The 24467-nt window shown below is 59.2% G+C and carries 26 protein-coding genes; 9 read left to right on the top strand and 17 right to left on the bottom strand.

Annotation, left to right across the window (positions count from 1 at the left end):
- Window positions 1–4: 4 nt before the first annotated feature.
- Together TX23_RS19675 and TX23_RS19670 are read right to left on the bottom strand one after the other, a co-directional pair.
- Window positions 5–811: an alkaline phosphatase family protein gene (locus tag TX23_RS19675; RefSeq protein WP_057703659.1), complete on the bottom strand. Its 807-nt coding sequence runs from the start codon at window positions 809–811 to the stop codon at window positions 5–7.
- A gap of 217 nt (window positions 812–1028) precedes the next feature.
- Window positions 1029–2105 carry an ABC transporter substrate-binding protein gene (locus tag TX23_RS19670; RefSeq protein WP_057703658.1) on the bottom strand — a complete coding sequence of 359 codons (1077 nt, stop codon included), beginning with the start codon at window positions 2103–2105 and terminating at the stop codon, window positions 1029–1031.
- Between the two features lie 351 nt (window positions 2106–2456).
- Here TX23_RS19670 and TX23_RS19665 point away from each other — a divergent pair, with 351 nt between their 5' ends.
- The gene (locus tag TX23_RS19665; RefSeq protein ID WP_057703657.1) at window positions 2457–3170 is read left to right on the top strand and encodes a UTRA domain-containing protein; all 714 of its coding nucleotides are present in this window, start codon (window positions 2457–2459) and stop codon (window positions 3168–3170) included.
- A gap of 146 nt (window positions 3171–3316) precedes the next feature.
- Here the strand turns inward: TX23_RS19665 and TX23_RS19660 are convergent, their stop codons facing one another.
- From TX23_RS19660 to TX23_RS19625, 8 genes are read right to left on the bottom strand one after another with little or no spacing between them, the layout of a single operon-like run.
- Complete coding sequence (locus TX23_RS19660; protein ID WP_057703656.1) at window positions 3317–4279, bottom strand: metal ABC transporter solute-binding protein, Zn/Mn family; 963 nt, start codon at window positions 4277–4279, stop codon at window positions 3317–3319.
- Window positions 4279–5178: a metal ABC transporter permease gene (locus tag TX23_RS19655; protein ID WP_005786732.1), complete on the bottom strand. Its 900-nt coding sequence runs from the start codon at window positions 5176–5178 to the stop codon at window positions 4279–4281. The genes TX23_RS19660 and TX23_RS19655 overlap by 1 nt, the downstream gene beginning before the upstream one ends.
- A complete protein-coding gene (locus TX23_RS19650; protein ID WP_057703655.1) occupies window positions 5175–5921 on the bottom strand; it encodes a metal ABC transporter ATP-binding protein in 747 nt (248 codons plus the stop codon). The genes TX23_RS19655 and TX23_RS19650 overlap by 4 nt, the downstream gene beginning before the upstream one ends.
- Entirely contained in the window at window positions 5918–6838 is a 921-nt protein-coding gene (locus TX23_RS19645; RefSeq protein WP_057703654.1) for a metal ABC transporter substrate-binding protein, read from the bottom strand. Before TX23_RS19645 ends, TX23_RS19650 begins: the two co-directional genes overlap by 4 nt.
- A gap of 19 nt (window positions 6839–6857) precedes the next feature.
- Window positions 6858–7418: a DUF6162 family protein gene (locus tag TX23_RS19640; RefSeq protein WP_057703653.1), complete on the bottom strand. Its 561-nt coding sequence runs from the start codon at window positions 7416–7418 to the stop codon at window positions 6858–6860.
- Window positions 7415–7738 carry a hypothetical protein gene (locus TX23_RS19635; protein ID WP_057703652.1) on the bottom strand — a complete coding sequence of 108 codons (324 nt, stop codon included), beginning with the start codon at window positions 7736–7738 and terminating at the stop codon, window positions 7415–7417. The genes TX23_RS19640 and TX23_RS19635 overlap by 4 nt, the downstream gene beginning before the upstream one ends.
- Window positions 7735–8271, bottom strand: a complete 537-nt coding sequence (locus tag TX23_RS19630; protein WP_057703651.1) for a hypothetical protein — start codon at window positions 8269–8271, stop codon at window positions 7735–7737. Before TX23_RS19630 ends, TX23_RS19635 begins: the two co-directional genes overlap by 4 nt.
- Entirely contained in the window at window positions 8268–9470 is a 1203-nt protein-coding gene (locus TX23_RS19625) for a PepSY-associated TM helix domain-containing protein (protein WP_057703650.1), read from the bottom strand. The genes TX23_RS19630 and TX23_RS19625 overlap by 4 nt, the downstream gene beginning before the upstream one ends.
- 734 nt (window positions 9471–10204) lie before the next feature.
- Here TX23_RS19625 and TX23_RS19620 point away from each other — a divergent pair.
- From TX23_RS19620 to TX23_RS19605, 4 genes are read left to right on the top strand one after another with little or no spacing between them, the layout of a single operon-like run.
- On the top strand, window positions 10205–11362 hold the full coding sequence (locus TX23_RS19620; protein WP_057703649.1) for a KamA family radical SAM protein: 1158 nt from the start codon (window positions 10205–10207) through the stop codon (window positions 11360–11362).
- Entirely contained in the window at window positions 11359–12726 is a 1368-nt protein-coding gene (locus TX23_RS19615; RefSeq protein ID WP_057703648.1) for an ATP-grasp domain-containing protein, read from the top strand. Before TX23_RS19620 ends, TX23_RS19615 begins: the two co-directional genes overlap by 4 nt.
- A 4-nt stretch (window positions 12727–12730) precedes the next feature.
- Window positions 12731–13447 carry a 2OG-Fe dioxygenase family protein gene (locus tag TX23_RS19610; RefSeq protein WP_057703647.1) on the top strand — a complete coding sequence of 239 codons (717 nt, stop codon included), beginning with the start codon at window positions 12731–12733 and terminating at the stop codon, window positions 13445–13447.
- Entirely contained in the window at window positions 13444–14676 is a 1233-nt protein-coding gene (locus TX23_RS19605; protein WP_057703646.1) for an MFS transporter, read from the top strand. The genes TX23_RS19610 and TX23_RS19605 overlap by 4 nt, the downstream gene beginning before the upstream one ends.
- A gap of 106 nt (window positions 14677–14782) precedes the next feature.
- Here TX23_RS19605 and TX23_RS19600 read toward each other — a convergent pair whose 3' ends face one another.
- Together TX23_RS19600 and soxR are read right to left on the bottom strand one after the other, a co-directional pair.
- Window positions 14783–15241, bottom strand: a complete 459-nt coding sequence (locus TX23_RS19600) for a VOC family protein (protein WP_032901927.1) — start codon at window positions 15239–15241, stop codon at window positions 14783–14785.
- Window positions 15242–15315: 74 nt separating this feature from the next.
- Entirely contained in the window at window positions 15316–15771 is a 456-nt protein-coding gene (gene soxR, locus TX23_RS19595) for a redox-sensitive transcriptional activator SoxR (protein ID WP_057703645.1), read from the bottom strand.
- 100 nt (window positions 15772–15871) lie between these two features.
- Between soxR and TX23_RS19590 the strand changes: the two genes are divergently transcribed.
- Entirely contained in the window at window positions 15872–16237 is a 366-nt protein-coding gene (locus tag TX23_RS19590) for an antibiotic biosynthesis monooxygenase (RefSeq protein WP_057703644.1), read from the top strand.
- Here the strand turns inward: TX23_RS19590 and TX23_RS19585 are convergent.
- Complete coding sequence (locus tag TX23_RS19585) at window positions 16226–17329, bottom strand: sigma-54 interaction domain-containing protein (RefSeq protein WP_057703643.1); 1104 nt, start codon at window positions 17327–17329, stop codon at window positions 16226–16228. The genes TX23_RS19590 and TX23_RS19585 overlap by 12 nt on opposite strands.
- A 267-nt stretch (window positions 17330–17596) precedes the next feature.
- On the opposite strand from TX23_RS19585, the gene TX23_RS19580 reads away from it, so the two are divergent.
- The 3 genes from TX23_RS19580 (at window position 17597) to TX23_RS19570 (ending at window position 21116) form a co-directional block, all read left to right on the top strand.
- Window positions 17597–17866, top strand: a complete 270-nt coding sequence (locus TX23_RS19580) for a hypothetical protein (RefSeq protein ID WP_057703642.1) — start codon at window positions 17597–17599, stop codon at window positions 17864–17866.
- Between the two features lie 232 nt (window positions 17867–18098).
- Entirely contained in the window at window positions 18099–19259 is a 1161-nt protein-coding gene (locus tag TX23_RS19575; RefSeq protein ID WP_057703641.1) for a cysteine desulfurase family protein, read from the top strand.
- A 48-nt stretch (window positions 19260–19307) separates the two neighbouring features.
- Entirely contained in the window at window positions 19308–21116 is a 1809-nt protein-coding gene (locus tag TX23_RS19570; protein ID WP_057703640.1) for an aminopeptidase P family protein, read from the top strand.
- Between the two features lie 37 nt (window positions 21117–21153).
- Here TX23_RS19570 and TX23_RS19565 read toward each other — a convergent pair whose 3' ends face one another.
- From TX23_RS19565 to rhtA, 4 genes are all read right to left on the bottom strand, one after another.
- Window positions 21154–21744 (bottom strand): 2-hydroxychromene-2-carboxylate isomerase, encoded by a 591-nt coding sequence (locus TX23_RS19565; protein WP_057703639.1) that lies wholly within the window; start codon window positions 21742–21744, stop codon window positions 21154–21156.
- 34 nt (window positions 21745–21778) lie between these two features.
- Window positions 21779–22510 (bottom strand): SDR family oxidoreductase, encoded by a 732-nt coding sequence (locus TX23_RS19560; protein ID WP_014717823.1) that lies wholly within the window; start codon window positions 22508–22510, stop codon window positions 21779–21781.
- A gap of 97 nt (window positions 22511–22607) precedes the next feature.
- The gene (locus TX23_RS19555) at window positions 22608–22889 is read right to left on the bottom strand and encodes a hypothetical protein (protein WP_003190182.1); all 282 of its coding nucleotides are present in this window, start codon (window positions 22887–22889) and stop codon (window positions 22608–22610) included.
- A gap of 163 nt (window positions 22890–23052) precedes the next feature.
- Window positions 23053–23940, bottom strand: coding sequence for a threonine/homoserine exporter RhtA (rhtA, locus tag TX23_RS19550; protein ID WP_057703638.1), 888 nt, complete (start codon window positions 23938–23940; stop codon window positions 23053–23055).
- Window positions 23941–24467: the final 527 nt, after the last annotated feature.

The raw sequence follows: 24467 nt of genomic DNA, 5'->3' as shown, positions 1-24467 counted from the left end.
GAATTCACTTGAGCAGCTCCCGGCACACGGGTTTGTCGTGCGGCACGCCCAGCAGCTCGCAGACGGTACCGCACAGATCGGTTTGTTTCGGCGCGGCGTTGCCATCCAGGCTGAACGCGTCACCGAGGACAAACAGCGGCACTTCGCGCTCTTCCGGCAGCACGCCGTTGTGGGAACGGTCGTTGTTCATGCCGTGGTCAGCCGTCACCAATACCTGGTAGCCGGCGTCGAGCCAGCCTTGCAGGTAGTCGGCCAGGATAATGTCGGCCGAGCGCGCGCTGTTGCGGTATTGCGCGGTGTCGAGGCCATGTTTGTGGCCGGCGTCGTCGATATTCATCGGATGCACCAGCAAAAAGTTTGGCGCGTGCTTGAGCCGCAGGCTTTCGGCATCGGCGAACAGATGGGAATCCGGATAATGGTCATTCCAGTAGAAGTGCCCGTGCTGGATCGCCAGCGCCTTATCGTCGGTATGGCGATCGCGGGCGGCGAGAAAGGGTGTGCGGTTGTACAACTCGCTGACCCAATGGTAAGCCGCCGCCGCAGTGCTCAAGCCTGCATCGGTGGCGTAGTGGAAAATGCTGCGCTGGTTGGACAGGCGCGAGACGTTGTTATGGACGATGCCGCTGTCAATCGGCGGCACGCCGGTGAGGATGCATTCATACAGTGGGCGGGACAGGGCGGGCAGTTCGCATTCCAGTTTGTAGAGCGCTGCGCGTCCTGCGCCGACATAGGCCTGCAAGTGTCCCATGGCGTGCCGAGCGACCTCGAAGTTCAGGCCGTCGAGCACGACCAGGATGACAGTGTGCTTCATGGGGGCTGGGGCTCCGCAACAGAGGGTATGGCTCAGTATCAACTTGGAATGGGATCAAATGTGGGAGCTGGCTTGCTGTGGCGAGCAAGCTTGCTTGCGCTGGGGGGCGGAGCACCCCAAAAAAAGCCGGCTCCAGCTACGCTGTCGAGCGGGAGCAAGCTCCCTCGCCACAGCAAGCCAGCTCCCACACTGACCGCACTTCGATCAGAGAGACCGATTACTTCATTTCTACGATGACCTGCTCGTTCCACATCTGTGGCAGCTTCTTGGACGTGGCTTCCCAGGCATCGGCATCCTTGATCGGCTGCGGGTTGGCCTTGGTGTATTGCTCGCCCGGGATCAGGTTCTTGGCGATATCGGCCGGCAGCTTCAGGTCGGTTTCCGCACGGATCGGACGCGCATTACCTTTGGCCAGGTTGAGTTGGCCGGCATCGCTGAAGATGTATTCGCGAGTCAGCTTGGCGGCGTTCGGGTGCTTGGCGTATTTGTTGATGATGGTGGTGTAGCCGGATTTCACCGAACCGTCCGATGGGATCAGCACCACGTAGTCATCCGGGTTGGCCATCTTGGCTTTGTAGCTCAGGCCGTTGAAGTCCCAGACGATGCCCACTTCGACTTCGCCTTTTTCCATGGTGGCGATGGTCGGGTTGGACAGCGAGAGGCGACCTTGCTGGGCGATTTTGGTAAAAAATTGCAGGCCCGGCGCGATGTTTTTCTCGTCGCCCTTGTTGGCGATAGCGGCGGCGAGTACCGCGTTGGAGGCTTGGGCTGCGGTGCTTACATCACCCACCGACACCTTGTATTTACCGGTTTGCAGGTCGGCCCAACTGGTCGGAACTTCGGAGCCGTGCAGCAGTTTCTTGTTGACGATAAAGGCGATGGTGCCGGTGTAGGCCAGGGCCCAGTGACCGTCTTTGTCTTTTGCCCAATCCGGAACCTGCGCCCAGGTGGAGGGTTTGTATGGCTGGGTGACTTCCTGCTTCACCGCGATCGGGCCGAAGGCTGCGCCCACGTCACCGATATCGGCACTGGCGTTGTCTTTTTCGGCCTTGAACTTGGCGATTTCCTGGGCCGAACTCATGTCGGTGTCGATGTGCTTGAGGCCGTAGGTCTTGGCCAGGTCTTCCCAGGTGCCTTTCCAGTTGGCCCAGTCATCGGGCATGCCGACGCTGTTGACGGCGCCTTCCGCCTTGGCGGCGGCTTCCAAGGTTTTTAGATCGGTATCAGCGGCCATGGCGGCGGTGCACATGGCAATGGTCGAGCCTAACAGTGATGCCAGGAAAAGCTGTTTCATCCGAAGCTCCTTTGGGCGTTTTACACGCGGCGTTTTATACGAACGTTGGCGAGGGTGTGGTCTAGGTCAGCAATACCTGAGCCAATTTAGGCCCGATGGATGACAGTTTCATGTCGATGTCGTTTTTGAAGCACGAGTGTCGCTCAGCTCAGACTTAGCGTAGACCATGCCCAACAGCCCGCAGGCCATGGACTTGGCCGATGTATTGCAGGGTGTGGTACGGGCGGTGGATGCCTGCTGTCATCTGTCGGTCATCTGTAATGCCTAGGCTGGCTCGCAGTAGTAAAAGCCCAGATAGAGCGCGTTTTGTGCACCTGAACGGTGCTGGTCTAGTCCAGATAGGTAACGTTGATGCGTGATGAGGCAATCAAGGCGGTAACCTCCATCGGCCTGGCACTGCAAGAGCAGATCGATCACGGCCTGTTGCCGCCCGCCAGCAAACTGCCCGCCGAGCGCAAGCTCAGCGAGTTGTTTGGTACCACCCGCATTACCGTGCGGGAAGCCTTGTTACAACTGGAGGCCCAAGGGCAGATTTATCGCGAAGAGCGTCGGGGCTGGTTCGTCTCGCCGCCACGGCTGGCCTATAACCTGATGCAGCGCAGCCACTTTCACGCGATGGTCAGCGATCAGGGGCGCGTGCCCTCCACTGAAGTCATTTCAGCCAGGCTGCAACCGGCGTCGGCGGCGGTGTGTGCGTGGTTGCAGTTGCCAGCGTTGTCGAGCGTGATCCAGATTTGCCGTGGGCGCAGGATCGACGGGCGTCTGGTGTTGTACGTCGAGCATTACCTGAACCCTCTGTATTTTCCGGGGATCCTGGCGTGCGATTTGAATCAGTCGATGACCGAGCTGTATGCCAGCAAATATGACTTGCACTACGGGCGGGTGCGCTTCGAGATTGTGCCGACCTCACTGCCGGTGGAAGCGGCCGCTGCGCTGCGCGTCTCGGTGGGCAGCCCGGGCTTGCGCATCGCCCGGGTCAACTATGATCAGCATCAACGCCTGATCGACTGTGACCTGGAGTTCTGGCGCCATGATGCGATTCATGTGGGTGTGGATGTGGTGTAGCGGCTGGTGCACCGCGAACCCATGTGGGAGCTGGCTTGCCTGCGATGGCATCGACGCGGTAGGCCTGATAAACCGAGGCGCCCGCATCGCAGGCAAGCCAGCTCCCACATTGAACCGAGTTTATCCCTGACGGATCGGTGGTTTGCCTAGGGCGTAAGTGCCTTGATCACTTGGTCCACATTGGTTTCCAACTCCGTCACCGGGTCGGCGCCGTCCACATTGAACACCAACAGCCTGGAGCCGCCGGCAGTGACCGCCGCTTTCACCGCTTCACTTGGCTGACGATGGTGCAGCACCACCGCCACTTCGTTGTCCTTGAGCTGCGCAGTGAGTTTTTGCAGCGCTTCAGGCGTCCAGTCTGCATCCGGGCGTGCATCGGTGCTGACCAGTTCCAGGTTCAAACTGCTGACCAAATAGGCAAAGTGATCGCTCAAGCTGACCACGCTCAGGTTATCGGCCTTGGCCAGCCGCGCCTCGCTGTCGGCGGTGAGCTTGAGCAGGCGTTGCTTGAGTGCGGCCAGGTTGGTATCGATCTTGGGCTTGGCGCCTGGGGCGAGTCGGCTCAGGTCGGCGGCCAATACATCGGCCATGCGGCCCAGGTTGTTGCTCGATTGCCAGGGTTGGCTGTTCAGGCCATCGGTGACGCCCGGTTGTACCGCAATGCCCGGCAAGCCACCGTCCACCGGGCGTGCGGCGTCCACTTCAACGATGCGGATATTGCTGCGTCGTGCCACCGGGTACAGCGGATCGTCGGCCCACAGCGAGCGCAAGCCGATGGCGGCATCGGCGTCCTGCGCCAAGGTGTTGAGCGCCGCCGCGCCACGGCCGGTGAAGTAGGACACCTGCCGCGAGCCGGGGAGGTTGGCTGGCGCGGCACGTTCAAGTTGCACGTCGGTATCCTTGAGCAGTACTTCGGCCAAACCGTAGGTAATGGGCAGCGAGGCCAGCACCTTGATCGGTTTTACCGACTTGGCCTGGGCCAGCGCGGCATGGCCGAGGCCGTGATTGGCCTTGAATTCCTTCGGGTCAAAACCATCAACGGCAGCCAGTGCCGATGGACTGATCAAGCAAGCGATGGCCAGGGCCAGTGGGCGAAAGACAGGGCGCATTATCCAAGATTCCCTTTGAGGCTGGGCACGGTACCGCGGGCGATGGCGGCGAAGGCGAAGGCGATACCTGCAACCAGAATGATTGCGGCGCCGGACGGGATCGGCAGGTCGAAGATGATCGGCAGCAGGATGCCGCACAGGGTGCTGACGGTGGCGATCAGCACCGAGACCCAGAAGAAACCCTTGAGTGACTGGCTCAACAGGCGCGCCGCAGCGGCAGGTATCACCAGCAGCGCACCGACCAGGATTGCACCGATCACCTTGACCGCAGCCACGGTGATCAGCGTCACCAGGATCACGAACAGGTAGTCCAACGTCTTCACCGCCACACCACGCACCGCCGCCAATTGCGGGTTGAAGCTGGCCAGCATGATGCGGTTGTACAGCGGCAAGGCCAGGGCCATCACCAGCGAGCCGACGATTGCCAGCACCAGCAAGTCATTGCCGTTGACCGTCAGTACCGAGCCAAACAAAACGTTTTCGAGGATATGCACATTGATCTTGCCGGCCAGAATCAATAGCAGGCTGGCACCCAGCGCCAGGGACACCGACAGGAACACGCCGATCAAGGTATCCGGCGCCAGGCCGGTACGATTACGCAGGTAGTTGAGCAGGATGCCGAACAGCAGGCAGTAGCCGAACAGGCTGCCATAGGGCCCGGTGTAGGGTTCGCCCAGCAAAATGCCTACAGCCACGCCGGTCAGCGCAGCATGGCCGACTGCTTCGGAGAAAAACGCAAAGCGTTTGACCACCACCAGCGTGCCCAGGCCGCCCAGCACCGGGCCGATCAGCAAGCCGGCGAGCAGGGCGTTGACCACAAACCCGTAGGCAAGGGCTTCGGGCAGGTAACCGGAAGAGGCCCAGCCCTGGACCATCAAGCGAAAGGCTTCATAACTCATTGCGCCGGGCTCCGAGGGTGAGTGGAGAACAGGGTCAGCAGGCGGTCCGGGGTCAATGCCTCTTTTGGCGTGGCATCGAACAGCACGCGGCGGTTCAGGCCGGTGACACGGTCAGCCAGGCGGCCGACCGCTTCCAGGTCGTGCTCGATCCACAGCACGGTGATCCCGGCCAGGCGCCAATCATTGAGCAGCCGCTCGAACACCTGGATGCCGGCCTCATCAAGGGCCGACATGGGCTCATCCAGCACCAGCAATTGCGGTGCCGGGATCAGGCCCTGGGCCAGTAGCACGCGCTGGCGTTCACCGCCGGACAACGCGCCCATGCGACGTTTGCGTTTGTCGTGCATGCCGACGCGCTCAAGTGCATCACCGATCGCCGTTGCGTAATGCCTGGAAAGGCCAAGGAACGCAGGCCGCCGCTGGCACATGGCAGCCATGAAATCGTCGACGGTCATCGGCAGGCCGCGGTCGAACTCCAGCGCCTGAGGGACGTAACCGATGGTGCCGGGCGTGGCTGGCCACTCCAGGCTCAAACGGCCCCGATGGGGCGTTTGGCCGAGCAGGGTCTTGATCAGCGAGCTTTTGCCGCCGCCATTTGGGCCGACCAGCGCATGGATGCTGCCCGGCTGTACCTGGAAACTCACGCCGTCAAGGATCACGGTGCGGCCCAGTGTCAGCGAGACCTGGTCGAAGTTCAGGGTCGGGCCGACGCTGGCCACGTGCAGTTGTTGCGCCGCGGTCATGCCCCTGACTCCTGGATCGCGCGGACCACCGTGTTGAGGTTGCCGGTCATCTCCACTTCGTATTTTTCAGCGCTGTATTCGCCATAGGAGATATGCGACAGCGGGTACAGCTTGACCCCGGATTCACGCTGGATCGTATCGACGTAGGTGGACGGGAAATCCATCTCCGAGAAGATCACCTTCACATCCAGAGCGCGCAGTTCATCGATGGTTTTCTTCAACTGGCTGGGGCTTGGCTCGATACCGTGGGCCGGTTCCACCACTGCGGTCACTTCCAGGCCAAACTCGCGCAACAGATAGTCGTAGGCTGCGTGCACCGTGGCAACGCGCAGGTCCGGGTTGGGGGCGCTGGTCAGCTTGGCCAGGGCGTCGGCGCGCATCTGGCGCAGGCGCTTGCCGTAGGCCCGGGCGTTTTGGGTGTAGGTTTTGGCGTTGTCCGGGTCGAGCTTGCCCAACTCGCGGGCGATGTTGTTGACCTGGGCAATCGATGCACTGATCGACAGGAAGGTGTGCGGGTTGACCACCTTGCCCGCACCGCGCGCGGCATTGCCGGTGGCCGCCAGCAGCGGCACGTTGGCGTTGGCTTCGATCACCTTGATGTCGGGGCGCTCGCTGGTGGCGATCATGCGGTCGGCGAAGTCGTCATGGCCAACCCCGTTGAGCACGATCACGTCCAGGCTGCCGATGCGCTTGATGTCGTCGGCGCGTGGCTCGTAGGCGTGAGGGTTGAAGCCGGCCGGGATCAGCGGCACTACTTCAGCCTTGTCGCCGACGATGTTGGCCACGTAGCTGTAATAAGGGTGGAGGGTGATGCCGATACGCAGGCGTTTAGCGGCTTCGGCATTCGCCATGGGAGCTAGCATCAGGCTGAGAAAGCTGACCAGTAACAGACGCAACAGGGGCGATGAAATAGACATGGGCAATCGGTCTTCTCGTTCAGTGACGATGCTGGCGGGTGACGCCGGCATCGAATTGCGCAACCACTTGCTGCCAGCCGGCTGCGATCAGTGCCTGGTCAGTGAGGTCGGAGGGGGCGGCAGGATTGGCGCTGCGGTTGAGCCAGATATCCGGCTCGTTACCCTGCACGCGCATCAGTAGCGAGCCGCTGGTGGCCGGTGCCTGGCTCAAGCCCAGGTAGGCGGCCGACGTGAGCAACTGCCAGCGATGACCACCACGGCTGACCGAACTTGCATCCTGGGCAAAAGGTGCGAAGCCTTCGTCGGCCAGTTGCTCGGGTGTCGGCAAAGCGCTTTGCTCCTGCTGCAACAGGTGGATTTCATCCAGGGTCACTCGCAGGTCGGCGTAGATGCCTTGCTCGGCCGCGCTCAGGTCACGGCGGGCGTCCAACTGGTGGCTCGGCAGCGCCGCAATTTCCTGGGGTTCACCGTGCAGCGCCACGACCGAGCCCGCCACCGTCAGGATGATCAGGCACAGCAGCAGCACGTAGAGGGATTCATGGCCGGCACCGGCGGGGCGTACAACTTGTGTGGTACTCATTGCGCCTGGATATCCGCTTGGTCGATTTCCACCACGTGGCCGGGGCCGGCATCAAACAGCACATAAAACTCGGCGGCGGGCTTCTTGAAGGTCAGGGTCGAATCCTCGCCGAGCTTGCCGGGCACCAGAATGGTTTCGTCGTAGCCGATCACATCCAGGGTCACACCGGGTGCGCCACTGCCGTCGGAAAACCCGCCTTTGCACTGGATCTGCTCGCCGGGGATTTCCTTGCATTCGCACATCGGGTTGTGGGCAAAGGCGGTGGTACTCAAGCCGGTGCACAGCAACAGCGCGGCGCGCGTCAGGCGCTTGAAAGTCATGGTTTAACTCCTTGCTTGTTCAACCAGGCAATGGTGGCAGGCGAAGCCTGGCTCAGCGGGATGGAACCCTGGTGCATGCTGCCGTCCCAGCCTTCCATGGTCACCCAGACTTCGGCGTCTACCGGGGTGCGCTCCGGCACCGGCAGGCCAGCGCCCATGCGGTATGGTGTGCCGAAGAAGATCACCCCGGCGGCGCGCAGGCTGCGGGGCTTGCCGATACGCAGGTAGGTGGCCTTGACCTGATTGGCACAGGTGTCACACAGGGCCGCGTTGAAGAATTTCATCGGGCCGGCAGGGTCCGGGCGGGGGCCTTCATTACGGAACTCGGCCAGGGTCAGGCTCCAGGGGCCGACTTGCACTTGCCCGGCCACGCGTTCGCCGATGCCGGTATCCCCGCGAAACAACGCGGCGTCGGCGAAGTACTTGGGCATGAACCCCAGCGGTATCAGCAACAGCAGAATGTTGATGTGAAACCGCCATTTGAGCCAGAAGGTGCGCAGGGGAGATGGCGGTACGCTTACGACTTTGCTCATCGCTGGGCCTCCGAGGTTTCGGCGTGCATGGCCGGGATGCAAGCGGGTTTGCGTTGGGTCTTGGCTTCGCGCTTGAGTGCGTTAAGGGTCGCCAGTGCTGTGCGTTTGGTCCAGATCAGCAAGCCACTGAGTACCATCATGCTCATGATCAGCCCGAAGAACGCCCAGATCAGCTTGATCCACAAACCGCCGAAGTCGCCAGTGTGCAGCGGGCGCATGGACTCGGTGACAAACTCCAGCTTCGAACGGTCGGACAACAAGTGCGCGGCGGCAACCTCGCCGTCATAGGGGTTGATCTGCGCAGTCTGGTACATCAACGGGTACCAGCCCCGTCCGCCAATCTGCAAGTGGCTGTAAGCGTTGAGGGGCAGGCTGATGAAGCTTGGCTCCAGGCCTGGGATACGCTGCGCGGCGACCTTGATGGCTTCGTCCACGGGAATCATCGGCGCCGGTACGCCAGGCGCCGACATCGGCACCTTGTCCCGAGCAATCACCGGGATGACGGGCTCGGTGGAAATCGAAATATGGTTGTCGCCCAGGATGGCGCGGATCAGGAACCAGATGCCGGTGATGGAAATCACGGCAATGAACCAGATCGACCAAATCCCGCTCAAGCGGTGGAAGTCGCCCCAGAAGATCCGCGCACCGTGGCGCACCCGCAGAGTAGGGCGCAGGAAGCCTTTCCAGAACTTTTTGTACACCACCAGCCCCGTCACCAGTGACGCAAGCAGCGGTATGCCGAGGGCCGACACCAGGTACCAGCCCCAGCTGTAGCCGTTGGTGAATGGCACCAGCCACCAGCCGTGCAGGGCTCGGGTGAATGCCTGGAAGTTGAACGACGGGCTGATGCCCTGGATTGACCCGGTGTAGGGATTGACATAGACCTCCACGGAGCGCCCGTCCGGGTAGCTGAGGTCGACACTGAGCGCGAAGTGGGATTCATCTGGCCGATTGATCGACTGTACGAACACTTGCGGCTCTTCGCGCTTGATGGCGGCAATTATCTGGTCATAACTGAGCGGCTGGGCCTCATCCGACGGCTTGCTGGCGCGGATATCCGGGTTGGCCAGCCACACGATTTCCTGGCTCACCACGGCCAGGGTGCCGGTGACGCAGACGATCAGTACAAAGAACCAGATGGGCAATGCCAGCCAGCTATGTACGAGAAACCAGAGTTTGGAGCGTGACTTCTTCGACATATGAATGGAGGTCTTGATCGGAGGGGCAATGGAGGCCCGGAAAAGGCCAGTCGTAGCTTTTGCTGACGCGACGGGCTGTATCTAAATTAAGACGAATGAGAATGAGAAATCCCTAAGGCGCATATGAAAGAAAATGTTTCAGGGTCACATGCAGGCCGCATTTAAGCGCTGATCGAACATGCAATACACCAGCCGCAGGCGTTCAGCGGCTTGCGTTAGGCCGGGCCTGACCTCCATGCCGCTGTGTGACATCGTCAGCAGCCATGCAGTTGAGCGCCACTACCTCGCGGCCAACCCCTGGCTCAGCTGAAGTGCGACTACGTAGTTATATAAGTAGAAATAACGCGCTCTATAGTTGCTTTTAGTGTTATTTGTTTTTCAAATAGCTTGGCTTGAATGAAAGCGCCCCTTGTCATTACGGGGTGTTGGTGCGGGTGCAGGTTAATGCCAGAGGGATTGCAAGGTTATCGTATTGACACGTTGGCGGGCATCGGCTTTAGTGAGTGCGGACTTGGAAGTCGGAATTTTATAAAAAGGAAGTTAATCGCATGACCGTGCTAGTCGTTTACTCATGCCATCACGTGGTGAACTGTTATATCTCTCTGGTGCCGGTGATCAAGTTAGTTACTTGATCGTGATCTGTCGCCTGCCCGTCGATTGTCATTGCTGCGAATAATACTTTTCCTGCGCTGGAAAAGTACGCGTCCCTATGCCTTAACAGAGAGTTCAAACTCATGTCGATTTTTGATCAAGCCATGCATCGTTCAGTCCAATGGCAAGACTGGCGTTGGCAGCAAAAGAACGCCATCCGCGATGAACCTGCACTGCGCAATGCCTGCGGTGGATGGGACGAGGCCACAACGGCGCATATCGAGCACAACTTGCAAGATCGCAAGATGCAGATCACGCCTTACTATATTGATTTGATCAAGCGTTCACTCACCACCGCAGAGGTGATGGACCACCCCCTGTGGCGCCAGGTAGTACCGTATTGGAGCGAACAGGTGCAGGGCGACTACGACGGCAGTTCCGAAAATTGGGAACTCAATCATGAGATGAAGACGCCCATCTGCCAGCACAAGTACGACAACCGCGTGATCCTGCGCACCACCAACACCTGCAATGCCTATTGCCAGTTTTGTTTCGAGGCGCTGCGCACGCTGCAGGTGGGCACCGATAAAGCTAACGCCAACACCGACTCGTTCAAGGATTCGGTGGAATACATCCGCGGGAACCCGGCGATTGAAGAGGTGATTCTCAGCGGCGGTGACCCACTGATGCTGGCCGACCGCAAGCTTGAGGAGATGTTGGCCGCCTTGCGCGGCATTCGTGATGATCTGCTGATACGCATTCATTCGCGGGCCTTGAGTTTCAACCCGTTTCGCGTGACTGATGAGTTGGTGGCGATGCTGGAGAAGTACAAGGTCAATGCATTTGGTGTGCATGTCTGCCACCCGCTTGAGCTCAGTGCTGATTTTGCCGTCGCGGTTAAACGGATTCAGGGCGTGGTACCGATTGTATTCTCTAACATGCCGCTGTTGCGTGGCGTGAATGATGATGAAGCGACGTTGCATAAATTATTCATTGATCTTTATCGTCTGGGCGTAAAGCCATATTACTTATATCACTTCATGCCGTTTTCACCCGGTGCTTCAGAGTATAAGGCCTCGATCAGCCAAGCCATCGCCATAATGGATCGGCTCAAACGGCGCGTATCGAATATTGCCCTGCCCGAATATGTATTACCTCACGCACAAGGCAAGTTCACCGTGCCGCTGTTGGACTTTGAAAAACCTGAGGACTTACCGCATTTCGAAGTGCGCGATGGGCAACGTACTTACCGTTTTCGCAACTGGGAGGGCCAATGGTGCAGTTGGCAGGATGCGGTATGAAACAGGATGCGATTCTGTTTATTGATGTAGATGACAGCGCTTGCGCTCGCTACCGCTACCGGGAACCGCATTTCACGGTGGCCCGCGCCCGCGGATTGGCGTGTTTGACGGCCGCCGTGGCGGGACGCAAGCACCTGCAACGACTCAGGGACGACAGTGATGAAGTGTTCCTGCTCGAAACGCTCAGTGAGCAGTCCATCCTGGCGTTGGTCGGACAGTTGGACGGGCGTTGTCAGGTGCGGGGGATTTTCTGCCAGGCCGGGCACCCGTCCGCACAAGGGGAGGTGGGCTGTATCGTTGCGCGGGCGTGTCAGCGGTTGGGCTTGGTCTACAGCCACCCAGAGGCGATTGCCGCGTGCAATAACAAGTTCTTGATGCGCCGCGTGTTGAAACAGCATGAGTTGCGTTCGGTACCGTTCGCGCTGTGCAACAACGAACAGGAACTCCAGCAAGGCGCCGAGCGCGTGGGTTATCCAATGATCGCCAAACCGCCCTTTGGCGGGGCTTCGGCGTTTATCAAAAAATGCTCGAACTGGGAGGAACTACGCAGCCACTATCGGCATTTCGTGAGTGATCATGGAGCCGCCGCGTATGCGGACTTCTACGGCTGTGCGCACGCCCTGCCGCTTGAGGATGGGCTGCAGCGTGAATACCTGCCAGGGCGCAGCATTCTGCTGGAGGGTTATATTCCTGGCATCGAAGGCAGTGTGGAATGTGTGATTGCCGGCGAGCGCGTCCATCCGCTGCTGATCAATGAAAAACTGCTGCTGACCGAGCGCCGCGGCACGGTCCTTGAGAACCTGCTGATTTCCCCGCCGACGTCGTTCAACCAGGCTCAGTGCGAGCAGATCCGCCAGTACGCGGTGGACTGCCTGCACGCGGTGGGCCTGACCAATGCCGTGGTGCATTTCGAGTTTCGCATGACGGACGCAGGGCCGGTGGTCATCGAGATCAACCCGCGCCTGGGCGGACTGTATGTGAACTCGGCGTTCCGCGACCTGGCCGGTATCGATCCTTATCAGTTGTACATGGGATTGTTGTTGGGCGAAAAGGGCATCAATGCACAGGTGGAGGCCGGCGCACATAAGGTTGCCGATTCGGAGCAACACTACGCGATGCTGGCGATTTATCCGCAGCACAGTGGCCTTTTCAGGGGCATTGACGGCCTGCAGTTCCTGGATCAACACCGCTCGGTGCTGGAATATGCCCCGCAGGACCCCGGCCACTACATTGACGCGGATATCGAGGAGCATTATTTGCTCAAATGCTGGGCCCAGGTTGGCAATGCCGTCGACGCCCATGCCTTGCACGATGCGTTGCAGCAACAGCTGCGCATCCTCATCGATCCACCGGTTGCAGGATAGCGATATGGACATCCCTCAGATTTCGGCGCTTTTGCGCGAACATCACTTCTGTCATCGCCCGGACTTTCGCGAACTGGTCAACGTTGAACCCGGTGAGGAGCAAAGCTTTCGCGCGTATTGGGACAACCTGGTGCGCGACGAGGCGTTCAAGACTTATACCCACCGCGAACGGCGTATCTTGCGCTACCGTCTGTTACCGTCACGGCAATTGCAGATCGACAGGAATACGGCGTTCAAATCGCCGGTCACCTACGCGGTGAACTATCGCCAGGGCGTGAACCACCTGAGCTATAGCGAGGAAGGCTTTATCGAGCACCCACTCATGCACAAGCTGCTGGCGACGGACCTTGCGGTGATCGCCCCGCACCTGGGCGAACAGACCTATACGATCGATATCCATCAGTTCCGGGTGCGGGCGGATGTGTCGTCGAGCAGCCCGACCACATCGGGGATTCACCAGGACGGCCTGGATTGGGTGTTCATGCACTTTATTGGCGAATGCAACACGGTGCCGGTGGTGTCGGAGGTGTTTGCCGACGAGACGGAGCACAGCCGGCTGCTGAAACTGCCGATGGAGAAATTTCTGGAGACTATCGTGATCAACGACCGTGGGTTCTACCATCGGGCCGGGGAGGTGCGACCGCGGGTGGAGACGGCACCGGCCTGGCGCGATGTGCTCTTGGTAAGCCTGCGCAGTGTCGAGGAGGCACAGTCTGCATGAGCCACGATCAACAACTGAACCTGTCGACCCGCAACGCTCGCCTGATCATCTTCGCCCGCGGTGTGTCGGATTTTGGCGCGTTCCTCAACATGGTGGCGTTGTCCACTTATGTGTACTGGCTCAGCCAGAGCGTAGTGTTTGTCAGCATCTTCCTGGCGTGCCGGGTCACCGGCGGGATTGTCGCCAGCCTGTTCGGCATCCCGTTTTTCCGGCGGTTTGCCGGGCGTGGGACGTTGGCGGGGCTGGACCTGGCCCGGGCGCTGTTGCTGACGCCGCTGCTGGTGTTGTTACCGGCTCATCAACTCACCCTTCTTCCCTTTATCGCCTTCGGTATCGGCCTGTGCAATTCGCTGTTTGCCATTGGCCTCAACAGTCAGTTGCCCACCTGGGTCGCGCTTGAGCAGCGGGTGAATACCAACGCTTGGATCACCTCGGCGGCCGCCACCGGCGCGGTCTTCGGCAGTTTGCTCTCCGGTTTGCTGATCGCCACGGGCGGATTTGAAGCGGTGTTTGCCGTCAACATCGGCACCTATGTGATTGCCGCTTGCCTGGTCTTGCCCTTGCGCGCGTTATATAGCGTTGCTGTTGCCGCCCATCGCGGGCTCGCCGCCGAATGGCACGAGCTGACCAAGGGGTTGCGCGGTGCGCCGGTGCTGGCAGCGATGTTGCTGATCAGTATGCTCGACACCCTCGGCAGCGCGGCCCATAACGTCGGCTGGCCAGTGCTGTCGCAGTACATTTCACCGGACACGGCCAAGACAGTCATGGGCTATCTGCTGGCCGTGTGGGCCTGTGGCAAGTTTGTTGGCGCGCGCATCGCCAGTGCAGTGTTGAAAGGTCGTGGCACCCAAGGTATGGAGCGCTTGTTCATGCTCGGTGTGGCGTTGATGTCCAGCGGCTTTATTCTGACATTCCAGCAGACCGAACTGTGGCTGGCGCTGTTGCTGGTGGTGTGGGCGGGGCTGGGCGATGGGTTGTCCGAGGTGGCGCTGATCTCCCGTGCGCAAAGCGAGCCCGACAGCTTGCGCTTGCCGCTGTTCAGCCTCTTGACCCTGATCCAGATGGCCGGTTTTGGCGTGGGCATGCTGGTGGTCGGGCCGTTCTATGTGACGTGGACGCCGGCCCAGGTGATCGTGTTGTTCCATGGGCTGCCATTGACCGCCTTGTTGGTCATGACGATATGGCTGGGGCGCAACGCTTACCGGAGTGTCAGATCGACAAACCCTTGACGTGTTCCAAACGCCACAGAGGCCTTTAGCTTGCCGGAGCAGGCCGGTTGGGAACTGGGGCAAGGCGTGGCGTGTTGCAGGCGCGAGTAAGCTCACGCCCGCAGGGTTAATGTTGCTTGAACATCTCCATGGCACGCTGGCGGATTTGCTCCTCGGTCAGGTCCTCCTTATGGGTGGCGAGGAACCACAGGTGCCCGAACGGATCCTTCACACTCGCCGAGCGATCCCCATAGAACTGATCCTGCGGCTCGGACACTGCGCTGGCGCCGGCATCAACCGCTTGTTTGAATTGTGCGTCCACATCATTCACATACAGGTGCAAACCGACACTGGGATGTGCGTCCGGATTGCGCAGGGCCGTTTCATCGCAGGGCGTGCCCAGCATGATCACCGCTTCGCCAATACGCAGCTCCGCATGGCCGACCCTGCCGTCGGGCATGTCCAGGCGCATGAATACAGAGGCGCCAAAGGCCTTTTTATAGAATTCGATCGCCTTCGCGGCCTCGTTGATGCCCAGGTAGGGAGTAATGCCGTGGTAACCCTCGGGAATAGGTTTAACGCTCATAACGTTCTCCTTGGATTGTGTTTATGGAGTTACAGCCTTTTCACTATAGGTCACGTTACATTGCGCAATTGGCTTTACCGATGGGAGTCAAGCGTGGGCTCCAGCAGCTGCGCACCGGGGCCCCGCTCGCCAAGTTGGTCATCGTGATTGCGCAACGGGCACGCCTCCATCGACAGGCACCCGCACCCGATACAACCACTGAGCTTGTCACGCAGCAGCATCAGCTTGTTGATGCGCTCATCCAGATCTTCACGCCACAACGCCGACAGCCGCTCCCAGTCGTGGGCGTTCGGTGTGCGCCCATTGGGCAGGGCCCGCAATGCTTCGCCAATGGTCGCCAGCGGAATGCCCAGGCGTTGGGCGATTTTGATCAGCACCACCCGTCGCAATACGTCCCGTGGATAACGCCGTTGGTTACCGGCATTGCGGTTGCTCTTGATCAGGCCTTTGGATTCGTAGAAGTGCAGGGCGGTGACTGCCACGCCGCTGCGAGCGGCCAACTGACCGACGCTGAGTTCGTTGCTGAGCATATAAGACTCCCAAACAATGCTTGACCTCGACTTAACTAGAGGTTTTACCCTGCGTGGCATCGAATCACAAGATTCTGCCTACAGAGAAAGGTGAGTGCTCATGCAGGTGTCAGAGAAAAATCGCAGCTTCACTCAATTGATCGAATTTCAGATCGAGCCCCGCCAGCAATCTGCTTTGGTGGCGGCCTTGACCACCCAGAGCGAGCGCCTGGCCGCAAGCCACGGCGGCTTTTTGAGTGCCAGTGTGCAGGTCAGCGATGATGGCCGGCGGGTGCTCAATTACCTGCAATGGCAATCTCGCGAGGAGGGTGAAGCAGCCTTCAAGCGTTTTGAGCACGGCGACGAAGATTTCTGGACGCTGATCCGCGCGCACCAGGCGACGGCCGTGACCTTCGGTTCCTTCCAGGTGTTGCGCAGCTTTGAGCGCAGCCAGGACGATGCTTTGCACTGCCGCCTAAATGGATAGATGAAGCATCCGTTCGCCCTGCAGCGTTCCCCCGGGCCTGCGTTTATTGACCGCCAGTTCGCCGATCTTGATCAGGCGTGTACGCGTGACGTTGCGGCTCAGGCCCAGCAGGTTGGCGGTGTGCACCTGGTTGTAATGGCTGAAGCGGTAAGCGGCGCGCAATAAAGCGTCCTCGACCTTTTCATGCAGGGCGCCGGCCTGTTCCTCGAAGAGCTTTTGAAACGCTCGTGCAAGCAAGGCTTCGGCGCTGTTGTCGGTGCCGTGCTGGCTGTCGTCCTGGCGTTCGATGCGCATGTTTGACAGGCGCAAGTCGTCGCGCTCGATCACGCCGTTGCGGCAGATCAGCAAGGTGTGGTGAATCACGTTTTCCAGTTCACGGATATTGCCCGGCCAACTGTAGCGTTTGAGTTTGTGCTCGGCTTCGTCGCTGATGGTGATCGGGCCGTAGCCCAGGCGCTGGCTGTAGGTTTGGATAAAGTGACGGGTCAGCGGCAGGATGTCGCCGGGTCGCTCGCGCAACGGGCTGAGTTCCAGGCTGACTACATTGAGGCGGTAGTAGAGGTCTTCACGGAAATGCCCGGCGTTGATCGCCTTTTCCAGTTGTACATTGGTGGCGGCCAGGACTCGCACATCGATTGCAATGCTTTTGCGCGAACCCAGGCGCACCACCTCACGCTCCTGTAGCACCCGCAGCAGCTTGACCTGGATGGCCATCGGTAAATCGCCGATCTCATCCAGAAACAAGGTGCCGCCGTCAGCCTCTTCGAACCAGCCGGCCTTGGCGTTGAGGGCACCGGTAAAGGCGCCTTTCTCATGGCCGAACAACTCGGCTTCCACTAGCGCCTCCGAAAAGGCCCCACAGTTCACCGCCACGAAGGGCAGGTTTCGCCGTGTACTGAGGTGATGGATATGCCGTGCGACAAGTTCTTTGCCGGTGCCGGTTTCGCCGATGATCAGCACGCTGGCCTCGCTGGGGGCCACTTGCTGGATATGGTCGAGCAGGGCCTGGGACTTTGGGTCTTCGAAGACCTGGGCTGTGGCGCGGATCGAGGTCGCGAGGACAGGCGAGGGCGGCAGGGTGAACAGCTGCATGGTGACCTCTCATGGGAATTCGGGCTTTGTTGAAGGGCTGTTGCCGGGTGGACAGTGGGCTGCGCGCAAGGTCTTTATAGAGGTATCGTCTTAATTCGTAAATGAAGGTGTTTCTATATTTATAGAACTTAAATGAATATAAGGATGTTCCCGCTGCGGACGCCGATACGCGTGATAGCGACTATCACGGACGATGATTTTTCAGCGAGAAGGGGCGGGAGTAGCCTGTGTTCATTGACTCGAAACCTTCTTCGCAGGGCCTTCTCCATGAACCGTTTCCTCGCTGTTTCCCTTTTACTTGTCACCTCTGTCCTCGCGGGGTGTGCGACCCAACCCTCCCCGGAAATGCGCCCTTATACGGCCGAGGAAACCAAGCAGTTGGCTTTGGAGGCTCTGGGCCGTCGCGGCTTGTCGTTTGACGACTATCAACGCCAACGCGCCGCGTTGCTTGGCCAGCCACAAAAGCCCTTCGGCTTTGATCACCAGGGTGAAATGAACGCCGAGCGCAGCGTGGTTTTGCATGGTCGGCCCAGTTGAGCGCGCTTCATGCAGCAAAAAGCCCGAGGTTTCCCACAAGGAACCTCGGGCTTTTTGTTTGCCATGGGGCTACTTCAGCCTGTTAAGCTCAATTCTAGGAGCGTTCCTACGCACATTTAAATAAAGTTACCTTCTTTAATGGCATTCGATCGGTTAAACCTGACGACCTCTGTTCTGGTCGATGCCCCCCGAGACGCTGTTCTTGGGAATACGCTCTGCGAGTTTTAACCTCATGAATAAACGTCCGCTGTATTTCGACTACGCCGCCACCACTCCGGTGGATGAGCGAGTTATCCAGGTGATGGTCGAGTGTCTGGGTTTCAACGCCCACTTCGGCAACCCTGCGTCCAGTTCCCATGCATTCGGCCAAGCGGCCCGGCAGAAGGTTGAACAGGCGCGTCGCCAGGTGGCCGAGTTGGTGGGGGCCGAGCCCGAGCAGATAGTCTGGACCTCCGGTGCCACGGAATCCAACAACCTTGCGCTCAAGGGCGTGGCCCAGGCCCGTGGTGTGGCGGGTGGGCATATCATCACCAGCCAGATCGAACACAAGGCCACGCTGGACACCGCGCGGCAACTGCAGGAAGCCGGAGTGGCGGTGACCTACCTGGTGCCGGATGCGGACGGCTTGATCAGCGTCGAAGCGGTCAGCGAAGCCTTGCGCGAGGATACCTTTCTTGTCTCGCTGATGCTGGTCAACAACGAACTGGGCACCCTCAACGATATACCGGCCATTGGCGCGCGGGTGCGTGAGCACGGCGCGTTGTTCCATGTGGATGCGGCGCAAGGAGCAGGCAAAGTGGCTATCGACCTGGCCCGGTGGCCGGTGGACTTGATGTCGTTCTCTGCTCACAAGCTGTATGGGCCCAAGGGTATCGGCGCGTTATATGTGGGGCCTCGGGCGCAGCAGAAGGTACTGGCGCAGATTCACGGGGGTGGCCACGAAGGCGGTTTGCGCTCCGGCACCCTGGCGACTCATCAGATTGCCGGCATGGGCGCGGCGTTTGCTCTGGCGGCGGCGTCTTTCGCGGATGAGAAGGCCACGATTGTCGCGCTGCGCCAGCGCTTGCTGGATCAATTGGCGTCGGTTGCCGGCTTGCGTCTTAATGGCAGCCCAACCCAGCGTATTCCGCACACATTGAGCCTTACCTTCAGCGAAGGCGAGTTCAATTCAGCCGCATTGAGTGCAGGCATTGCCTTTTCCGCGACTTCAGCGTGCAATTCGGCCAGCAATGCGCCGTCCCATGTGCTTCTGGCCTTGGGGCATGACGCTCGCAGTGCCGCTCGCACTATTCGCTTGAGCCTGGGTAGGTTTACCACCGAACAGGATATCGACCAGGCCGCGCAGTTGATCAAGGCCGCACTGGCGAGTGCGCCAGCGTTCTGGGCGGTCTGATTTATCATCGCAACACATAACAATTATTAGTGGTTAGCAGGAGACACAATGAGTACGCAGCCTTTGACCCATGGAACGGTTCCCCAGCGCCTGGCGCACACCCGTGAACTGATGCTCCGCGAAGGCATTCATGCCTTGCTGGTGCCATCGGCGGACCCGCATTTGTCCGAATATTTGCCGGGTTACTGGCAAGGGCGCCAGTGGTTGTCCGGTTTTCATGGCTCGGTGGGCACCCTGATCGTCACGGCGGAGTTCGCCGGGGTCTGGGCGGATAGCCGTTATTGGGAACAGGCGACCAAGGAGCTCAAGGGCAGCGGTATCGAGTTGGTGAAGCTGCAACCGGGTCAGCCCGGACCGCTGGAGTGGCTGGCCGAGCAAACTCCTGAGGGGGGCGTAGTGGCGGTGGACGGTGCGGTCATGGCCGTGGCCTCGGCACGTACCCTGGGTGGCAAGTTGGCCGAGCGCGGCGCGCGTCTGCGTACCGATATCGATGTGCTTGATGAAGTCTGGCAAGACCGCCCGGCGTTGCCGAACCAGCCGATCTATCAGCATCTGCCGCCCCAAGCCACCGTCAGTCGTGGCGAGAAACTGGCCGCCTTGCGTGCCAGTTTGAAAGACAAGGGCGCCGATTGGCATTTCATCGCGACGCTGGATGACATCGCCTGGCTATTCAACCTGCGCGGCGGTGACGTGTCGTTCAACCCGGTGTTTGTGTCCTTTGCCTTGATCAATCAGCAACAGGCCACTTTATTTGTAGCGTTGGGCAAGGTCGATGCGCAACTGCGGGCGGTGCTTGAGCAGGATGGCGTGACCCTGCGTGATTACAGCGAGGTGGCGCAAGCACTGCGAGCGGTACCGGCGGGCGAAAGCTTGCAAGTAGACCCCGCCCGCGTCACCGCCGGCTTGCTGGAAAACCTCGACGCGGGCGTCAAGCTGGTTGAAGGCCTCAACCCCACCACACTGGCTAAATCCCGCAAGAGCCTGGCGGATGCGGAACATATCCGCCAAGCCATGGAGCAGGATGGTGCGGCGCTGTGCGAATTCTTTGCCTGGCTCGACAGCGCCCTGGGTCGCGAGCGCATTACCGAACTGACGATTGACGAACACCTGACCGCTGCACGTACCCGCCGCCCAGGCTATGTATCGCTGAGTTTCAACACCATTGCCGCCTTCAACGCCAACGGCGCGATGCCGCATTACCACGCCACTGAAGAAGAGCATGCGCTGATCGAAGGTGATGGCTTGCTGTTGATCGATTCCGGTGGCCAGTACCTGGGCGGCACCACGGACATCACGCGGATGGTGCCCATCGGTAAACCGAGTGAGGAGCAAAAGCGCGATTGCACGCGGGTGCTCAAGGGCGTAATCGCTCTGTCCCGTGCACAATTTCCCAAAGGTATTCTCTCACCGTTGCTGGATGCGATTGCCCGTGCGCCGATCTGGGCCGAAGGGGTGGACTACGGTCATGGTACAGGCCATGGCGTAGGTTACTTCCTCAATGTGCATGAAGGCCCGCAGGTTATTGCCTACCAGGCCGCTGCCGCGCCACAAACAGCGATGCAACCCGGGATGATTACTTCCATCGAGCCGGGGACTTATCGCCCTGGTCGTTGGGGCGTGCGCATTGAAAACCTGGTGTTGAACCGTGAAGCGGGCAAGACGGAGTTTGGCGAATTCCTCAAATTCGAAACCCTGACCTTGTGCCCGATTGATACCCGCTGCCTGGAGCCGTCGTTGCTGACGGCGGATGAGCGTGAATGGTTCAACGCCTATCACACCGAGGTGCGTGAGCGCTTGAGCCCATTGCTCAGTGGTGCGGCGCTTGAGTGGTTGCAGGTGCGTACCGCGGCTATTTGATCGGTTGCAGCCGGCCTGCGCCGGCTGCAAGCGAGATCTAGCTGAGTGCTTCGCGCACGAAATCCAGACGGTCCTGACCAAAGAACAGCTGATTGCCTACAAAAAAGCTGGGGGCACCGAACACGCCGCGTTTAACGGCGTGTTCGGTTTTGTCTTTGAGCGCGTTCTTGACAGCCTCATCATTGGACAGGGCCAGTACTTGTTCCGGGTCGAACCCATCTTCAGTGAGCACACTGGCCACGACCTCGGGGTCGCCCAGGTGACGCCCCTCTACCCAGAGCGCTTTGAACAGGCTGTCGATAAAGTCGGGAAAGCGCTCAGGCTGATGGATTTGCATGCCGGTGATTGCGCGCATCAGTACAAGGGTATTGATGGGGAAGTGCGGGTTGAATCTGAGCGGTACGTTGTAGCGTTTGGCGTAGCGTGCCAGGTCATCCAGCATGTAGCGTCCCTTGGCTGGCACTGTGATCGGTGAGGCATTGCCTGTGGCCTTGAACACGCCGCCCAATAGCATCGGCTGATAGACCAGATGCGCACCGGTTTCGGCGCAAAGTGCCGGTAGTTGGGTGTAAGCCAGATAAGTGGCGGGGCTGCCGAGATCAAAGAAGAACTCCAGGGTTTTACTCATGGTCTGTACTCACTGCTTATTGTTATAGAGGGAGTCACCAGGTTTCGTTCCAGGGGCGCAGGTCCAGTTCGAACGTCCAGGCGTCGCGTGGCTGGCGATGCAGGAACCAGTAGTTGTCGGCAATATGGTCAGGGTTGAGGAGGGCGTCCTGATCCTTGAGGGCGTATTTTTGCGGGAAGTTCTCGCGAATGAAGTCGGTATCGATGGCACCGTCGACCACCACATGGGCGACATGGATGTTCATCGGGCCTAACTCCCGCGCCATGCTTTGTGCCAGGGCGCGTATCCCATGTTTGGCTCCAGCGAAAGCGGCAAACCCCGCGCTTCCGCGCAAGCCGGCGGTGGCGCCGGTGAACAGGATAGTGCCGCGGTTACGTGTGACCATGCGCTTGGCGACTTCCCGTGCGTTCAGGAAACCGGAGAAGCACGCCATCTCCCAAATCTTGAAGTACTTGCGTGCGGTCTCTTCCAGAATGCTGCAAGGCACATTGGCGCCGATGTTGAAGACGAACGCTTCAATAGGCCCCAGCTCGGTTTCGATTTGCTCGACCAGTGCGATCACGTCCTCTTCTTTACGTGCATCACAGGCAAAACCATGGGCTTCACCGCCCGCCAATTGAATGCTGTCCACCAGGGGCTGCAGCTTGTCGGCGCTGCGACGGGTGACGCAGGCGATGTAGCCTTCACGGGCAAAGCGTTTGGCTATGGCGCCGCCGGTCGCGTCACCGGCACCCACTACTAATACGATCTTTTTGTTGTGCGGCATGGGAACTCCATTGGCTCGATGGTCGAGCAGGAGTTTAGCCTTCGTGCCGCAATTGGCCGGAATTTAAGATGAGCAGTCAGGAAGACTGCTCGGGCAGCTATTTGCAGATGACGATCATACTGCGGCTGGTATAGCCGGCAGGGTTGAGGCCGAAGGGATAGTCCCCAGGCTCCTCGGAGTTGTCGCCGGATTTGGCTATCACCCGGTAGCCCTTGGCACCGCATGAGTTGGCTGCGCTGGTGTAGCACTGGTCCCAGGAAGAGGACAGGCCCGAACAGTTGATATGCAGCCCTTTTTTACCCCGTTTCACTTCTGTTTTTGTGGTTGCAGCACAGCCAGCGATGCCCACAACCAGCAACAGTATCAAAATTCGTTTCATTCCCATCCTTAATAGCCGCCCTGCAAAAGAACAGAGCCGCTTTACTCGCTCTCGAGCGAAGCGTTCATGCTGTCCGTGTCGAAATTCTCCATGAATGACATTCGGTTACGGCCTAAACATGGCCTAAATGAGCGGCAAATACCAGAGCTGGTGTTAAAGATGATCAGTCGGCGGGCACCAGTGGTTTGGATTCGTTGCGCATCGTCAACGTGGCACCGACCGAAGCCAGGATAATGCAGGTAATGGCCAGCCACTGGGCGAGCGAGAGATGCTCGTGCAGAAAGAGCAGGCCGGAGAGGGCGCCGAACGCCGGCTCGATACTCATCAATGTGCCGAAAGTACGAGCGGGGAGGCGCGTCAGCGCGACCATCTCCAGGGTGTAGGGTAGGGCAGTGGACAGAATCGCCACGCCGATGGCGACAGGGATCAGCGCGGGCGTGAGCAGCGCGGCGCCAGCATGCACGATGCCGATCGGTGCAACGAACAGGGCGGCAATCATTACCCCGAGCGCGGCGGTCTGGACACCGTTGTCATTTCCCGCCTTTTGGCCAAACAAAATATAGAGTGCCCAACATACGCCTGCGCCGAGCGCGTAGGCGGCTCCTGTCAAATCAATACCGCTAGTGGCCTCGCCCATCGGAATCAATAGAAGCAGGCCGATGATCGCCAGAGCAATCCACACGAAGTCGATCGCTCGGCGCGAGGCATAGATAGCGACGGCAAGCGGGCCTGTGAATTCGAGCGCTACGGCAATGCCCAGGGGCACGGTGCGCAGTGACATATAGAAGAGGAAGTTCATGCCACCCAGCGCCATCCCGTAGATGATCACTGTGCGCAGTGACTTGGTCGTCAGCTTGGCACGCCATGGTCGCAATATGAGCAGCATGATCACGCTGGCAAAAATCAAACGCAGGGCAGTGGTGCCTTGTGCGCCAACAATGGGAAACATGCTTTTGGCCAATGACGCACCGGATTGGATGGACGCCATGGCGATCAATAGCAGGCCGATCGGAAACAATGCGGATGCCAGGCTGCGAGGAGGGGTGGTCATTGCGGGAGTTCTTCCGAAGTCATGATCGATAAATACGTGGCGCTATGATGCTTAACTGTCAGCGGATGAGCAATATATTGCTCAAATACTCGCTCATAGCTATCTATATAGTAAAAAAATTGGGTTTTTGAGGTTTTTGATAGAAAAACCGAATGATGGGGTTGACGGCAGATTCTGGAAGCCTATAATTCGCCCCACTTCCGGCGCAGTCGAAACGGAAAACTCCTTGGTAAACAATGAGTTACGCGGTTTTCGGCAGTGGGTTGCTTCAGTTCATCGAAGCCAAAAGGAAGTTGAAAAAGAGGTGTTGACAGCAGCGTGTAACGCTGTAGAATTCGCCTCCCGCTTCGGAGAGATCTTAAGCGCAAGTGGTTGAAGTTGTTGAAGAAATCTTCGAAAACTTCTGAAAATAATCACTTGACAGCAAATGAGGCTGCTGTAGAATGCGCGCCTCGGTTGAGACGAAAGATCTTAACCAACCGCTCTTTAACAACTGAATCAAGCAATTCGTGTGGGTGCTTGTGGAG

Origin of the sequence: Pseudomonas paralactis (assembly GCF_001439735.1) — a bacterium.
Taxonomy (GTDB): Bacteria; Pseudomonadota; Gammaproteobacteria; order Pseudomonadales; family Pseudomonadaceae; genus Aquipseudomonas; species Aquipseudomonas paralactis.
This window is presented reverse-complemented; position numbering and strand designations above follow the sequence as displayed.

What these genes read in the sequence shown, in the direction of transcription:
- TX23_RS19615 (WP_057703648.1), top strand. Translation starts at nt 11,359, where the DNA reads ATGAAACAGGATGCGATTCTGTTTATTGATGTAGATGACAGCGCTTGC.
- TX23_RS19620 (WP_057703649.1), top strand. Translation starts at nt 10,205, where the DNA reads ATGTCGATTTTTGATCAAGCCATGCATCGTTCAGTCCAATGGCAAGAC.
- TX23_RS19665 (WP_057703657.1), top strand. Translation starts at nt 2,457, where the DNA reads ATGCGTGATGAGGCAATCAAGGCGGTAACCTCCATCGGCCTGGCACTG.
- TX23_RS19670 (WP_057703658.1), bottom strand. Translation starts at nt 2,105, where the DNA reads ATGAAACAGCTTTTCCTGGCATCACTGTTAGGCTCGACCATTGCCATG.
- soxR (WP_057703645.1), bottom strand. Translation starts at nt 15,771, where the DNA reads ATGCTCAGCAACGAACTCAGCGTCGGTCAGTTGGCCGCTCGCAGCGGC.
- TX23_RS19575 (WP_057703641.1), top strand. Translation starts at nt 18,099, where the DNA reads ATGAATAAACGTCCGCTGTATTTCGACTACGCCGCCACCACTCCGGTG.
- TX23_RS19565 (WP_057703639.1), bottom strand. Translation starts at nt 21,744, where the DNA reads ATGAGTAAAACCCTGGAGTTCTTCTTTGATCTCGGCAGCCCCGCCACT.
- TX23_RS19660 (WP_057703656.1), bottom strand. Translation starts at nt 4,279, where the DNA reads ATGCGCCCTGTCTTTCGCCCACTGGCCCTGGCCATCGCTTGCTTGATC.
- TX23_RS19675 (WP_057703659.1), bottom strand. Translation starts at nt 811, where the DNA reads ATGAAGCACACTGTCATCCTGGTCGTGCTCGACGGCCTGAACTTCGAG.
- TX23_RS19555 (WP_003190182.1), bottom strand. Translation starts at nt 22,889, where the DNA reads ATGAAACGAATTTTGATACTGTTGCTGGTTGTGGGCATCGCTGGCTGT.
- TX23_RS19625 (WP_057703650.1), bottom strand. Translation starts at nt 9,470, where the DNA reads ATGTCGAAGAAGTCACGCTCCAAACTCTGGTTTCTCGTACATAGCTGG.
- TX23_RS19560 (WP_014717823.1), bottom strand. Translation starts at nt 22,510, where the DNA reads ATGCCGCACAACAAAAAGATCGTATTAGTAGTGGGTGCCGGTGACGCG.
- rhtA (WP_057703638.1), bottom strand. Translation starts at nt 23,940, where the DNA reads ATGACCACCCCTCCTCGCAGCCTGGCATCCGCATTGTTTCCGATCGGC.
- TX23_RS19650 (WP_057703655.1), bottom strand. Translation starts at nt 5,921, where the DNA reads ATGACCGCGGCGCAACAACTGCACGTGGCCAGCGTCGGCCCGACCCTG.
- TX23_RS19640 (WP_057703653.1), bottom strand. Translation starts at nt 7,418, where the DNA reads ATGAGTACCACACAAGTTGTACGCCCCGCCGGTGCCGGCCATGAATCC.
- TX23_RS19590 (WP_057703644.1), top strand. Translation starts at nt 15,872, where the DNA reads ATGCAGGTGTCAGAGAAAAATCGCAGCTTCACTCAATTGATCGAATTT.
- TX23_RS19655 (WP_005786732.1), bottom strand. Translation starts at nt 5,178, where the DNA reads ATGAGTTATGAAGCCTTTCGCTTGATGGTCCAGGGCTGGGCCTCTTCC.
- TX23_RS19610 (WP_057703647.1), top strand. Translation starts at nt 12,731, where the DNA reads ATGGACATCCCTCAGATTTCGGCGCTTTTGCGCGAACATCACTTCTGT.
- TX23_RS19600 (WP_032901927.1), bottom strand. Translation starts at nt 15,241, where the DNA reads ATGAGCGTTAAACCTATTCCCGAGGGTTACCACGGCATTACTCCCTAC.
- TX23_RS19630 (WP_057703651.1), bottom strand. Translation starts at nt 8,271, where the DNA reads ATGAGCAAAGTCGTAAGCGTACCGCCATCTCCCCTGCGCACCTTCTGG.
- TX23_RS19605 (WP_057703646.1), top strand. Translation starts at nt 13,444, where the DNA reads ATGAGCCACGATCAACAACTGAACCTGTCGACCCGCAACGCTCGCCTG.
- TX23_RS19580 (WP_057703642.1), top strand. Translation starts at nt 17,597, where the DNA reads ATGAACCGTTTCCTCGCTGTTTCCCTTTTACTTGTCACCTCTGTCCTC.
- TX23_RS19645 (WP_057703654.1), bottom strand. Translation starts at nt 6,838, where the DNA reads ATGTCTATTTCATCGCCCCTGTTGCGTCTGTTACTGGTCAGCTTTCTC.
- TX23_RS19635 (WP_057703652.1), bottom strand. Translation starts at nt 7,738, where the DNA reads ATGACTTTCAAGCGCCTGACGCGCGCCGCGCTGTTGCTGTGCACCGGC.
- TX23_RS19585 (WP_057703643.1), bottom strand. Translation starts at nt 17,329, where the DNA reads ATGCAGCTGTTCACCCTGCCGCCCTCGCCTGTCCTCGCGACCTCGATC.
- TX23_RS19570 (WP_057703640.1), top strand. Translation starts at nt 19,308, where the DNA reads ATGAGTACGCAGCCTTTGACCCATGGAACGGTTCCCCAGCGCCTGGCG.